This window comes from Neisseria meningitidis, from assembly GCF_022869645.1.
GTDB lineage: Bacteria > Pseudomonadota > Gammaproteobacteria > Burkholderiales > Neisseriaceae > Neisseria > Neisseria meningitidis.
Map to the genome: position 1 here is coordinate 448,940 of NZ_CP064367.1, position 12,531 is coordinate 461,470.

17 protein-coding genes and 2 pseudogenes are annotated in these 12,531 nt (G+C 42.6%); 18 read left to right on the forward strand and 1 reads right to left on the reverse strand.

What is annotated here, in order from left to right; translation table 11 throughout:
* Positions 1-15 precede the first annotated feature (15 nt).
* Entirely contained in the window at positions 16-657 is a 642-nt protein-coding gene (locus tag IUJ45_RS02375) for an alpha/beta hydrolase (RefSeq protein ID WP_002219463.1), read from the forward strand.
* Between the two features lie 77 nt (positions 658-734).
* On the opposite strand, the gene IUJ45_RS02380 is transcribed toward IUJ45_RS02375, so the two are convergent.
* Positions 735-1,658, reverse strand: coding sequence for an RluA family pseudouridine synthase (locus tag IUJ45_RS02380; RefSeq protein ID WP_002219464.1), 924 nt, complete (start codon positions 1,656-1,658; stop codon positions 735-737).
* Between the two features lie 163 nt (positions 1,659-1,821).
* Between IUJ45_RS02380 and IUJ45_RS02385 the strand changes: the two genes are divergently transcribed.
* The 17 genes and pseudogenes from IUJ45_RS02385 (at position 1,822) to IUJ45_RS02460 (ending at position 12,385) form a co-directional block, all read left to right on the forward strand.
* The gene (locus IUJ45_RS02385) at positions 1,822-2,691 is read left to right on the forward strand and encodes a transporter (RefSeq protein WP_082308620.1); all 870 of its coding nucleotides are present in this window, start codon (positions 1,822-1,824) and stop codon (positions 2,689-2,691) included.
* A gap of 42 nt (positions 2,692-2,733) precedes the next feature.
* Entirely contained in the window at positions 2,734-3,177 is a 444-nt protein-coding gene (locus tag IUJ45_RS02390) for a hypothetical protein (RefSeq protein ID WP_002213888.1), read from the forward strand.
* Between the two features lie 73 nt (positions 3,178-3,250).
* On the forward strand, positions 3,251-3,682 hold the full coding sequence (locus tag IUJ45_RS02395) for a hypothetical protein (RefSeq protein ID WP_226893066.1): 432 nt from the start codon (positions 3,251-3,253) through the stop codon (positions 3,680-3,682).
* Positions 3,683-3,988: 306 nt separating this feature from the next.
* Positions 3,989-4,276: a hypothetical protein gene (locus IUJ45_RS02400; RefSeq protein ID WP_002217501.1), complete on the forward strand. Its 288-nt coding sequence runs from the start codon at positions 3,989-3,991 to the stop codon at positions 4,274-4,276.
* Between the two features lie 191 nt (positions 4,277-4,467).
* A pseudogene (locus IUJ45_RS11140) lies at positions 4,468-4,530 on the forward strand (transposase); the annotation flags it as partial.
* A gap of 170 nt (positions 4,531-4,700) precedes the next feature.
* The gene (locus IUJ45_RS02405; RefSeq protein ID WP_002217503.1) at positions 4,701-4,925 is read left to right on the forward strand and encodes a hypothetical protein; all 225 of its coding nucleotides are present in this window, start codon (positions 4,701-4,703) and stop codon (positions 4,923-4,925) included.
* Between the two features lie 88 nt (positions 4,926-5,013).
* Positions 5,014-5,435 (forward strand): annotated as a pseudogene (locus IUJ45_RS02410) (wall-associated protein precursor).
* A 45-nt stretch (positions 5,436-5,480) separates the two neighbouring features.
* On the forward strand, positions 5,481-5,729 hold the full coding sequence (locus IUJ45_RS02415; RefSeq protein WP_002225383.1) for a hypothetical protein: 249 nt from the start codon (positions 5,481-5,483) through the stop codon (positions 5,727-5,729).
* An 875-nt stretch (positions 5,730-6,604) separates the two neighbouring features.
* The gene (locus IUJ45_RS02420) at positions 6,605-6,877 is read left to right on the forward strand and encodes a hypothetical protein (RefSeq protein WP_002222678.1); all 273 of its coding nucleotides are present in this window, start codon (positions 6,605-6,607) and stop codon (positions 6,875-6,877) included.
* A gap of 162 nt (positions 6,878-7,039) precedes the next feature.
* Complete coding sequence (locus tag IUJ45_RS02425; protein WP_002213897.1) at positions 7,040-7,585, forward strand: hypothetical protein; 546 nt, start codon at positions 7,040-7,042, stop codon at positions 7,583-7,585.
* On the forward strand, positions 7,567-7,932 hold the full coding sequence (locus tag IUJ45_RS02430) for a hypothetical protein (protein WP_002213898.1): 366 nt from the start codon (positions 7,567-7,569) through the stop codon (positions 7,930-7,932). Before IUJ45_RS02425 ends, IUJ45_RS02430 begins: the two co-directional genes overlap by 19 nt.
* Before the next feature lie 57 nt (positions 7,933-7,989).
* Entirely contained in the window at positions 7,990-8,409 is a 420-nt protein-coding gene (locus IUJ45_RS02435) for a hypothetical protein (protein ID WP_002217508.1), read from the forward strand.
* Positions 8,410-8,891: 482 nt separating this feature from the next.
* Positions 8,892-9,428, forward strand: coding sequence for a hypothetical protein (locus IUJ45_RS02440; RefSeq protein ID WP_002253896.1), 537 nt, complete (start codon positions 8,892-8,894; stop codon positions 9,426-9,428).
* Between the two features lie 32 nt (positions 9,429-9,460).
* Complete coding sequence (locus IUJ45_RS02445) at positions 9,461-9,652, forward strand: hypothetical protein (RefSeq protein WP_002217512.1); 192 nt, start codon at positions 9,461-9,463, stop codon at positions 9,650-9,652.
* Between the two features lie 57 nt (positions 9,653-9,709).
* Positions 9,710-10,366: a C39 family peptidase gene (locus tag IUJ45_RS02450; protein ID WP_010981155.1), complete on the forward strand. Its 657-nt coding sequence runs from the start codon at positions 9,710-9,712 to the stop codon at positions 10,364-10,366.
* 93 nt (positions 10,367-10,459) lie between these two features.
* Positions 10,460-11,755, forward strand: a complete 1,296-nt coding sequence (hisS, locus tag IUJ45_RS02455; RefSeq protein ID WP_002236874.1) for a histidine--tRNA ligase — start codon at positions 10,460-10,462, stop codon at positions 11,753-11,755.
* Positions 11,756-12,385, forward strand: a complete 630-nt coding sequence (locus IUJ45_RS02460; protein ID WP_002236873.1) for a YfgM family protein — start codon at positions 11,756-11,758, stop codon at positions 12,383-12,385. It abuts the gene before it with no gap.
* Positions 12,386-12,531 lie beyond the last annotated feature (146 nt).

Below are 12,531 nucleotides of genomic sequence, written 5' to 3' on the forward strand. Positions count from 1 at the left end.
CAAGAGGAAATCATTATGCTGAAACCCGAAACCATACACATATCCGGTCCTGCCGGCATTTTAGAAACCATCCATATCCCGTCCGAACAAGTACCGGCACGCGGTGTTGCCGTCATCAATCATCCCAACCCCCTCCAGGGCGGAACAAACACCAACAAAGTTATCCAAACTGCCGCCAAAGCCTTAAGCAAACTCGGCTTCCACTGCTACCTGCCCAACCTTCGCGGCGTAGGCGGCAGCGAAGGCACACACGATTACGGACGCGGCGAAACGCAAGACTGCCTCGCCGTCATCGACTATGCCCGTGCCCAACATCCCGAAGCCCCCGAATTTGCCTTATCCGGCTTCTCCTTCGGCGGTTATGTCGCCACATTTGCCGCACAAGCGCGCATACCCGATTTATTGCTGCTCATCGGCGCGGCAGTCTGCCACTATACCGGCCGCCCCGAGCCGTCCGCCGTTCCCAATGTTGCCAAAACGCTGATGATACACGGCGCGGAAGACGAAGTCGTCGAAATCGGGAAAGCACTGAAATGGGCGGAACCGCAAGATTTGCCCGTCATTACCATCGCCGGTTCCACGCATTTCTTTCACGGCAAACTCATCGTCCTGCGCGACACCATCCTCCGCTTCGCGCCCGTATGCCTGAACGGATAAAACCCCTTTCAGACGGCATCGATAATGTAAAACCCGTATCGGCGGCATCCGCCGATACGGGTTTGCGTTCCCTCTCATTATAGGCAAAATCCGCTGCAAAACACCCTTTCCCGACCCGACAAAGGATCTGCAAACGCAATCTTTTTTGCCAATAGCTTCAAAGGTTTCCGATAATCCTCGCTGCCCGCTTCAGACGGCACGGGATAGAGCGCGTCATTCAACAGCGGCATACCCAAACCCATCATATGCACGCGCAACTGGTGTTTCTTGCCCGTATGCGGCGTAAGGCGGTAAAGGCTGAATTCCCCCCTGTTTTCAATCAGTTCGACCGTCGTATGTGCGTTTGGTTCGCCTTCCGCCTCTTGCGTCGTAAAAAATTTCTCACCCCTCACCAAACGCGAAACCACATCGAGCGGATACGGCAAATCCGTCCTTGTCGGCGCAAGCGCCTCATACGTTTTCCATACCGTTTTGTTTTGAAACATCGTCTGATAGGCTCCGCGCGTGGCAGGATTATGCGACAGCAGCATCACGCCTGCCGTATCCTTGTCCAAGCGGTGCAGCGGCGTAATGTCCTCAACATTCAAATGCTGCAATTCAGGCCGCAAACGCAGGCGCGTGAGCAGGGTTTCCCGCAAAAACCTGCCGCTGGGGATGACGGGCAGAAAATGCGGTTTGTCCACCACAATCAAATGCTCATCAATATGCAAAATCTTTTCTTCAAACGGAATACGCGGCTCGCTCTCACGGCTGGTTTCACGGTAATAAAACATCACCTTACCCGGCTCGAACAAAGAATGTTCGTCCAACGCCGCACCATCCGAACCGACCACAAAACCGCTGTTCAACCGCCTGCGCCAATCGTCCGCGCCCACAAAAGGAAAGCGGATGCACAGAAAATGCAGCAGCGGCAGCCCGTAAAACTGCTTTTCATGCGGCAGCACCAAATAACTGGGTTTGACACCGTTCAACAGCGGAAGAGGATTATTGCGTTTTTTCATGCGGCGGATTGTAACCGTTTTTCACAAACTTTTCAGACGGCATATCGAAACATAATTGACAAAAACAAACATATTGTTTTTTATGATTTAAAAATTTATTTAGACAAGATTATCGGATATTCATTATTATCAGTAAATAAGAATTAATATCAATAGGAGAAATATGAAGCGCATCTTTTTGCCCGCCTTGCCCGCCATCCTGCCTTTATCCGCTTATGCCGACCTGCCCTTGACGATTGAAGACATAATGACCGACAAGGGCAAATGGAAACTGGAAACTTCCCTTACCTACCTGAACAGCGAAAACAACCGCGCCGAACTTGCCGCACCGGTTTACATCCAAACCGGCGCAACCTCGTTTATCCCCATTCCGACCGAAATCCAAGAAAACGGCAGCAATACCGATATGCTCGTTGGCACGCTCGGTTTGCGCTACGGACTGACCGGGAATACCGACATTTACGGCAGCGGCAGCTATCTGTGGCACGAAGAACGCAAACTCGACGGCAACGGCAAAACCCGAAACAAACGGATGTCCGACGTATCCCTCGGCATCAGCCACACCTTCCTTAAAGACGACAAAAACCCCGCCCTAATCAGCTTTCTTGAAAGCACGGTTTACGAAAAATCGCGCAACAAAGCCTCGTCGGGAAAATCCTGGCTCATCGGCGCCACCACCTACAAAGCCATCGACCCCGTCGTCCTCTCATTGACCGCTACCTACCGTATCAACGGCAGCAAAACCCTTTCAAGCAACACCAAATACAAAGCAGGCAATTACTGGATGCTGAATCCCAATATATCCTTCGCCGCCAACGACAGAATCAGCCTCACGGGCGGCATCCAATGGCTGGGCAAGCAGCCCGACCGTCTGGACGACAAAAAAGAATCCGCAAGAAACACATCCACCTATGCCCATTTCGGCGCAGGTTTCGGTTTCACCAAAACCACGGCTTTAAACGCATCCGCACGTTTCAACGTTTCAGGGCAAAGCAGTTCCGAACTGAAATTTGGCGTACAGCATACGTTTTAAGCAGGTTTTGATTTTCCAACCTTGTAATCCAAAGGAGTTATTATGAAAAAACAAATCACCTCAGCCGTAATGATGCTGTCTATGATTGCCCCCGCAATGGCAAACGGCTTGGACAATCAGACATTTGAAAACCAAGTGTTCCACACGCAGGCAGATGCGCCGATGCAGTTGGCGGAGCTTTCTCAAAAGGAGATGAAAGAAACTGAAGGGGCTGCGGCACCGTTGGTGGCAATAGGAATTTTGCATGCGGGCAGATTCCTTGCGCAGCGTTGGGTTACGCAGCGTGTTGCAGCACAAGCTTTATCAAGAGGAGCTAATGTCTATGCACGAACATCTCAACAAGCAAGAGCGGTAGCAAACCAAGCTTGGGGAAGACAAAATGTTATTAGACATGGACAGAAGGAAATCCATTCAAATTATTCTCATTTTCAGAACTCAAGTCAAAAAATTCGAGGGCATGCTTTTTATGGAAATAAGCATAGATAAGCATAATTTGTAAAAAAATAGTAAGGAATATGCATATATATATATTCCTTACTATTTATGAGTTTTAGGAGTAATGATGTTTTTTCAAATTGCTTGTAATTCTGGAAATTCTTATATTTCATTATTAAAGAGTATGAGATTTTATATTGATAACAAAGAGTGTGATTATATTTTTTTTCGGAAGGCTGTTAATATAAGTGATGACTTTATACAAAGTGGTTTTATTACTCCGGAAGGATTAATTACTAAAAATAGTAATCCAAAATTATTTAATCAATATTCAAAAATGGTATCTAAAAATAAATGTCAATATGAGATGGTTACATTTCTTTCGGATGAAATGAAAAATATTATTGAATTATTATCGAATGATGATGCATATATAGAGTTTGCCTATTCTGAGGATTTTTATGTACTCCCTGAGATTGAAATTGATAAGAGAACTTTAAAATCACTAAATTTCTATATTGACTTCGGGGTTAAATATATAATTAATAAAATATAGATAAATCAAGATTATTAGCCTACATGTCTTCTGCAATAATTATTAATTTTGATAAACCAATAGATACAAAGCTTCTAGGTTTTTCAAAATATAATGAAAGACCTTGTTTTATATTGGGTATAAGAATTTTTCTCTATATGAATGGATATATATAGTGGATTAGTACGGCGTTGCCTCGCCTTGCCGTACTATTTGTACTGTCTGCGGCTTCGTCGCCTTGTCCTGATTTAAATTTAATCCACTATAAATAATGGCAAAACAGGTAATGAATTAAAGACATTACCTGTTTTTACAGAAATTTTTAAAATGGATGATTTGATTGCAGCTTTTTTAGGCTGTTTATCAGGTAAATATAGCGAAGGGAAAATAAGCAGATTAGAAATATCTCTAACGGCAGGAAGCATTTTCTTTGCAGTATTCTTTATTCATGAACTGATAATTTTTATTGTTGATGGAAATAAGGAAAATCTTTGGAATTTTATTACTGGGATAATGAAAGATTTATTTTTATTTTCATGTTCTGTTTGTTTATTATTCTACTTCTTATTATTTATTGCGGAAACTATTAGGAAAACAATCAATAAAATTAAATAAGATATTTAAGCCGCTAAAAACCATTTAAGTATTTTATCTTTTCTATGCGGCATTTATCTTGGAATTGAAATACTGCAATCGGGAGGCTAAGGCTTCCGTTGTAACGTTTACCATATATTTCATTATTTTAATTTCATCAAAAAAAGAAATTCAAGATTATACATACTGCCAATAGTTTCTTGATTGTTTTGTATAGTGGAGTAAATTTAAATCAGGACAAGGCGACGAAGCCGCAGACAGTACAAATAGTACGGAACCGATTCACTCGGTGCTTCAGCACCTTAGAGAATCGTTCTCTTTGAGCTAAGGCAAGGCAACGCTGTACTGGTTTTTGTTAATCCACTATATATTTATCTGATATATCAACATCTCTCTATCTTATTCCGAATTTTATTGTTGAAACTTGCATGAAAAACCATACAAGATGATGAAAAACAAATATATTTTAACAAAAGCAGCAATCGGCATAACCGCCATATCTATATTTTATCTTCTAAATCAAGAAAGCAGCGGCAAAACTGAAGAACCATCATATTTCTTGATGTTTATGTTTCTCAACTTGCTTTGGTTTGAAGAAAATAAAACAGTTATGGCTGCCGTTACGGCAATAATTGCCGCCCACTTTATATTTGTCGCACTATCCGATTAATTAAGCAATCAAAAAGGCTGCTTGGAAATTTCAGGCAGCCTTTCAGGAGGATTTTGATGGAACATTATCTCCTCCCTAAAAATTTGTTATGAAAAAACAAATCACTGAAGCCACGATGATGCTGTCTATAATCGCCCCGCAATGGCAAACGGCTTGGACAATCAGGCATTTGAAGACCAAGTGTTCCACACGCGGGCAGATGCGCCGATGCAGTTGGCGGAGCTTTCTCAAAAGGAGATGAAGGAAACTGAGGGGGCTGCATTATGGTTTGCTCCCGTGTTGGCAGGTGGTGGCAGATTTGCACTGACAGGATTTACTCGGCATGGTTTAAATCAGGCTATTTCTCGTGGTGGTGTGGGAGTTTCAAATAAAGCGATTATGAACACTATGCGTAACCCTACAAAAATTACAAGCCAATCAGGAGGAAGAACCCGTTTTACAGGAGCTGATGGTGGTGTTGTTTTGAATAGTCAAGGTAAAGTAATTACTACATGGGGCAAACCTCGTTAATCAAAAAAAGGGGGCTTTGCCCCTTTTATAACTTAAGGGTAATTTATGAATATTAAAAATGAAATAGTTGCTTTAATTTCTAAAAAAATTGATGGGGGGCAATATAGTTCTTTAGAAAATTTTGCTTTATCCGTACTAAGGGAAAAAATTATAAAAAATACTGTTTCCAGTGATGAAAAATTATTGATTATTAATGATTTTTTATCAGGTTTTCTTGAGTTTGATCCTGAGACCGGGAAACCTGTCGGGGAGACGCTTAAAATTGAGCAAATGATTGATTTCTTTTTAGTCTAAATCATACATACCAGTGAACAAGCTAGGCGTATATCCGGCTTTTAAATACGATTGTCAGGTTTATACTTGGGATAAAATCAAAAATAAAGTTGTTTAAACTCTAGTAGATTAACAAAAATCAGGACAAGGCGACGAAGCCGCAGACAGTACAGATAGTACGGAACCGATTCACTCGGTGCTTCAGCACCTTAGAGAATCGTTCTCTTTGAGCTAAGGCGAAGCAACGCCGTACTGGTTTTTGTTAATTCACTATATTGCATGGTGCAGCATTAAATCAGTCTTCTAGCGCCGCAATGGGAAAACATAGAAGATAAACGAAATGGATGATCTAATACTATATTTTTTATCAGGTATATTCGGAAATCAAGTTGCTGAATATATTATAAAAAACAACCGTGAGATAAAAGTTCCCTTTATTGTGCTTTACGCAATATTTTTTACGTTGATTTATACTGTGGCTTTGTTGTTTCTCAGTCTGATCTATTGGGTCAATGGTGCGGAGATTGCATGGAAGGGGATAGGTATTTTCAGTATGTCGGTCAGTTTTTGTATAGTCTTCTGTCTTTATTTGATTGACAAGGCAGGAAGATGTAAGGATAAGAAACAATAGGGATCAGATGCGGCAGCAAACGTAGATTGGGTCTAGGCTCAACCTGCGTTTGCTGCATCTTTGGAAGAAATAGTGGATTCGAAAAAATAGGAAGAATTCTGATTAATGGTATGCGAGGTGTAGCAGTGGGGACTGTTGCTGGTGGCATAAATGGTTATGCAGGTTCTACGGGTAAGAACACTGACATTCGCCGTTAAATAATAAATAAACCAACTTCCAACCAAACCTGCTATCGGTTTGGTTGGAAGTGAGAGGAGGTAAGGTAGTGTTTGCTGTTATTTTCTTTTCGACATTGGGCTGTATTTTAGCATGGATAAGAGATATTCCTAAAATAAAATCAAAAAAAATTTTGGCAAGATCCTTATATATTATAGGAATAATAAATGTAATAATCAGCTATGTATTAATTAAAAATATATTGGTTTCTGTTTCGGATGGAGGTGGAATAAAATATGTTGCAATATATTTATCAAATCTTTTTTTTTGGACAGTATTGATGTATGTTCTTGTGAAAAGATTATCTAAAAAGCCAAGCTGAAACCCAGTACACAACTCATCAATAAAAATCCCTTTTGCACGGAACAATGACAATATTCAAATTGCTGGATTTGCAATCTGATTTACCTATTGAAATTGGGTGTGCAACATACGTTCTAAGCAGGGCTTTGATTTTCCAACCTTGTAATCCAAAGGAGTTATTATGAAAAAACAAATCACCGCAGCCGTAATGATGCTGTCTATGATTGCCCCCGCAATGGCAAACGGCTTGGACAATCAGGCATTTGAAGACCAAGTGTTCCACACGCGGGCAGATGCACCGATGCAGTTGGCGGAGCTTTCTCAAAAGGAGATGAAGGAGACAGAGGGGGCGTTTCTTCCATTGGCTATCTTGGGTGGTGCTGCCATTGGTATGTGGACACAGCATGGTTTTAGTTATGCAACGACAGGCAGACCAGCTTCTGTTAGAGATGTTGCTATTGCTGGCGGATTAGGCGCAATTCCTGGTGGTGTAGGCGCCGCAGGAAAGGTTGTTTCCTTTGCTAAATATGGACGTGAGATTAAAATCGGCAATAATATGCGGATAGCCCCTTTCGGTAATAGAACAGGTCATCCTATTGGAAAATTTCCCCATTATCATCGTCGAGTTACGGATAATACGGGCAAGACTTTGCCTGGACAGGGAATTGGTCGTCATCGCCCTTGGGAATCAAAATCTACGGACAGATCATGGAAAAACCGCTTCTAACTCCTCCTTTTTTTCTATTTGAAGATGTGTCTTTGGATATATTTCAAGGATTGTCGGAATTGGAAAAGAAAATAGAGCCGCAGGATTTGATGGATGATGTTTACCGTGCTTTTGATTCGGTTGGAAATATTCTGAATTTCCGTATAGTAGAAAAAGAGCAAAAAGGGTTTTGGGTAAGTACCAAAATCAAAACAGTTGTATTTGATTCGGCAGATATGTCTTCTGATGATCTTTTTCTGAAATGCTTACAGTCTTCATATAAGGCTTATTTTGAAACTGAACCTGCCGGTTTAGATAAACGGCAGCTGATGAAAACGTTAATTCAAAAATGCGGATTCAGTTGTTGACGAAAAAATGGATTCTGAACTAACAGAAACTGATTTCGACCATGTATGAGGTAAAAAATGTCTTTCGGCTATTTGATTGCAACATCGCAACCTTGCGAATTGTTGACAAAATCTCGAGGTGAAACTTTTTCTTTAATTATGGATAAGATGGATTTATGGATTTATTTCAGATTTTGTGAAGGAAATATTTATACAATAAGGAAGAATGAAACTGAATCTTGTCTTACAGAAAGAGGAGGCAAATGGTTGAAACATATTTATGAATTTAATCGGGGAAGTTTTATTTTTTCTTATGTGCTTCTAAAAAAGAGAGAAAGCGAAGAGAATTTTGCAGAAATTGTTTTAAAATCAATAAAAAATAATAAAATTTTGACAGTTAAGGTACGGTCAGGCTTGCATTTTGACTTAAGAAATATTTATCGTATTGAGATGTATAGCGGATTAAATTTAAACCAGTACGGCGTTGCCTCGCCTTAGCTCAAAGAGAACGATTCTCTAAGGTGCTGAAGCACCAAGTGAATCGGTTCCGTACTATTTGTACTGTCTGCGGCTTCGTTGCCTTGTCCTGATTTTTGTTAATCCACTATAATAATGCAATTGATATGTGCCGATTGGACAGGTATAGGAAGTTTTATGAAAACCTTCGAAAAAACATGGTCTGCACAATATCGGGATATGGAAATTTCAGTACGGAATTTTTGGAATTTGGAGCGGACAGGGGCGGAAGTCTATATCAACGGAAGGCGGGTTTATCATAACGAAGCCGAAATGGCGTCTGCTTCTTTGCGTTAGCTAATGGGGGAATACCTGGAATTTGAAGAAAGCGGTACGAAAATTACCGTTGAAATCGGCAGCGCGTGGCATTTTAATGAAACTATAAGAAATATTAATACACATTTAAGAGGTACGAAACTTCCAGGTTCTAACTGGAGAGTTCAAGATAAGGGGCATTTTCATCTTTGGAAAAGATAATAGATTCTAAGGTAAGGGAGACTAATTTTAATCAGGCATGGCGTGTTATACGCGCCATGCAAATAGATAATATATCCGATGAACAGGTTGTGATTGTCAGAATGTCTTGTTATCTTAAGAAAGATGAAATTTTTAAGAATATAGAAAGATATGGATATCAGTCATCAGATATTAAGAAAATTAGTCCTCCTTTTCCATTAAATATTTTACCTGTTCCCAAACCTTATTATTTTTATCTTTATGATACCCATTTGAATCAAATTTATGATTTGGCTTGGTCATGTAATGATTTTTTAATGTTTGAAATATTTATTTTGGATAGGGAAAGCATCAAATATATAGATCAAGATAAACTTTTTAAATCTAGAGAAACACTATATTCGAATTTTAAATCTATTAAAAATCAATGCAAAAATTATTTTTTTTGCGGTTTTGATTTTGATGCCCCTTACTTTAAAAGCGGTGTGAGTCAGGTGGCAGATTATAATTTTGTTCCTGATGCATTTTCTTTATTCTTTATTTAATCAAATTATTTGAATAAGCGTAGGGTGGGCACTTGCTGCCCACGCGTTCTGTTTCAAGTTTATTATTGGGTGAATATTTGGAATTTGAAGAAAACGGTACAAAGATTGCTGCGGAAATCGACAGTGCATGGCATTTTTTGGGCGCGGCTTGTCGGATTTCAATAAATGGAAAGTATTATGCGGGTAATCGGATTGTTTGGTTTGCCAAAAAAGCCGAAAGCTAGGAATAATTTGACAAGGGCAGCCTGAAAGATTTTCAGGCTGCCCTTTATGTGGACAATATGATGAAGTTCAAATATGTTTTTCTGTTGGCGTGTGTTGTCGTTTCTTTATCTTATCGTTTGAATGCTGCACCGATGTTTAACGATAATCCTGTTGTTTACGGAAAAATCAAAGTGCAGAGTTGGAAAGAAAGGCGGGATTTCAATATTGTAAAGCAGGATTTGGATTTTTCCTGCGGGGCGGCTTCGGTGGCGACGCTTTTGAACAATTTTTACGGGCAAACGCTGACGGAAGAAGAAGTGTTGAAAAAGCTGGATAAGGAGCAGATGCGCGCGTCGTTTGAGGATATGCGGCGCATTATGCCAGATTTGGGTTTTGAAGCGAAAGGCTATGCCCTGTCTTTCGAGCAGCTCGCACAGTTGAAAATCCCCGTCATCGTGTATCTGAAATACCGCAAGGATGATCATTTCTCGGTATTGCGCGGGATAGACGGCAATACGGTTTTGCTTGCCGACCCGTCGCTGGGTCATGTTTCAATGAGCAGGGCGCAGTTTTTGGATGCTTGGCAAACCCGTGAGGGAAATTTGGCAGGTAAGATTTTGGCGGTCGTGCCGAAAAAAGCCGAGACAATTTCAAATAAATTGTTTTTCACACATCATCCCAAGCGGCAGACGGAGTTTGCAGTCGGACAAATCAGGCAAGCACGTGCAGAGTAAGTCAAATGCCGTCCGCAAACCACCCCCAACCTCACAAACCCTTAAAAATCCGCTATAATCGCCCGCAATTTGATTTAAGCATTCTTACTTGAAATGGCACAAAAAATCCAATCCGTCAAAGGCATGAACGACCTTCTGCCTGTCGAGCAAAAAGATTTCAAACTGACGGCTGCGTTTTGGCAGGCGTTTGAAGATACGGTCGGCCGCTGGACACGCACTTACGGTTATCAGCAAATCCGTACGCCGATTGTCGAGCAAACCGGTTTGTTTGTCCGCTCCATCGGCGAGGAAACCGATGTGGTCGGCAAGGAAATGTACACCTTCTCCGATTCAAACGATTCTTTGAGTTTGAGCTTGCGTCCTGAAGGTACGGCTTCCTGCCTGCGTGCGGTGGTCGAACACAACTTTCTGTACAACAGCCCGCAAAAGCTGTGGTATATGGGGCCGATGTTCCGCCGCGAGCGTCCGCAAAAAGGCCGTTATCGTCAGTTCCATCAGGTCGGTATCGAGGCTTTGGGTTTTGAAGGGCCGGATATCGATGCGGAAATTATCGCGATGTCTGCCGACTTGTGGGAAAAATTGGGTATCCGCGAATACCTGACTTTGGAAATCAACAGCTTGGGCAACCGTGAGGAACGCGCGGCACACCGTGCGGCATTGGTTGAATATCTGACCCGTTATGAAGATAAATTGGATGAAGACAGCAAACGCCGTCTGAAAACCAATCCTTTGCGCGTTTTGGATACGAAAAACCCTGATTTGCAGGAAATCTGCAATGCGGCACCGCGTCTGGTGGATTATTTGGGCGAGGCTTCGCAAAACCACTATGCACGCTTCAAAGCGATGTTGGACGGTTTGGGTATCCAATATATTGAAAATCCGCGCTTGGTTCGCGGTTTGGATTATTACAATCAAACGGTTTTTGAGTGGACGACCGACAAACTCGGCGCGCAGGCAACTGTGTGCGGCGGCGGCCGTTACGACGGTTTGATTGAGGAACTTGGTGGTAAGCCTGCGCCGTCTATCGGCTTTGCAATGGGCATCGAGCGGCTGCTGCTTTTGGTGAGCGAATACGGCTCGCTGGAAGTAAACGCCGCGCCTGATGTCTATGCAATGCACCAAGGCGAAGGGGCGGACTTGCAGGTGATGAAATACGCACAAGCCTTGCGCGCGCAAGGTTTCAATGTGATGCAGCATTCCGGCTATCAGAGCCTGAAAGCGCAAATGAAAAAAGCCGACAACAGCGGCGCACGCTTTGCCCTGATTGTCGCGCAAGACGAACTGGCGAACGGTACGGTTACGCTCAAAGATATGAACGGCGCACACGGTCAGCAAACCGTCGCCGCCGCTGATTTGACAAACACTTTACAACAATGGAAGAACGCATAAATGGCAGCCCATTTGGAAGAACAACAAGAGTTGGACAACTTTAAATATTTTTGGAAAACCACGGGCAAATGGCTGTTTGCCGTGCTGATTTTGGCGGCACTCGGCTACTTGGGATACACGGTTTACCAAAACCGTGCGGCTTCCCAAAATCAGGAAGCGGCGGCGGTGCTGGCAAACATCGTGGAAAAGGCGCAAAACAAAGCCCCGCAAAGCGAAATCAATGCCGAATTGGCCAAGCTCCAACAAAGCTACCCCCATTCCATTTCCGCCGCCCAAGCCACGCTGATGGCGGCAGCAACCGAATTTGACGCGCAGCGTTACGATGTTGCCGAAGGCCATTTGAAATGGGTATTGTCCAACCAAAAAGACAGCCTGATCCAGGCGTTGGCGGCGCAGCGTCTGGGCGTTGTGTTGTTGCAACAAAAAAAATACGATGCCGCGCTTGCCGCACTCGACACGCCGGTTGAAGCGGACTTCGCCCCCCTGCTGATGGAAACCAAAGGCGATGTCTATGCCGCACAGGGAAAAAGCCAGGAAGCCTTAAAAAACTACGGACAGGCTTTAGAAAAAATGCCTCAAGATTCTGTCGGTCGCGAATTGGTTCAAATGAAACTTGATTCGCTGAAATAAATGCCGTCTGAAATGCCGTCCATTATTTATCAGACGGCATTTTACCCTCCCTCTTTATGGCCTCTTGCCGTGAAGAACCTATTTACCGTGTCCAACGGACACCTGCTCGTGTTCAGTTCTCCCGAACGGCACTTGACACAGAAAGA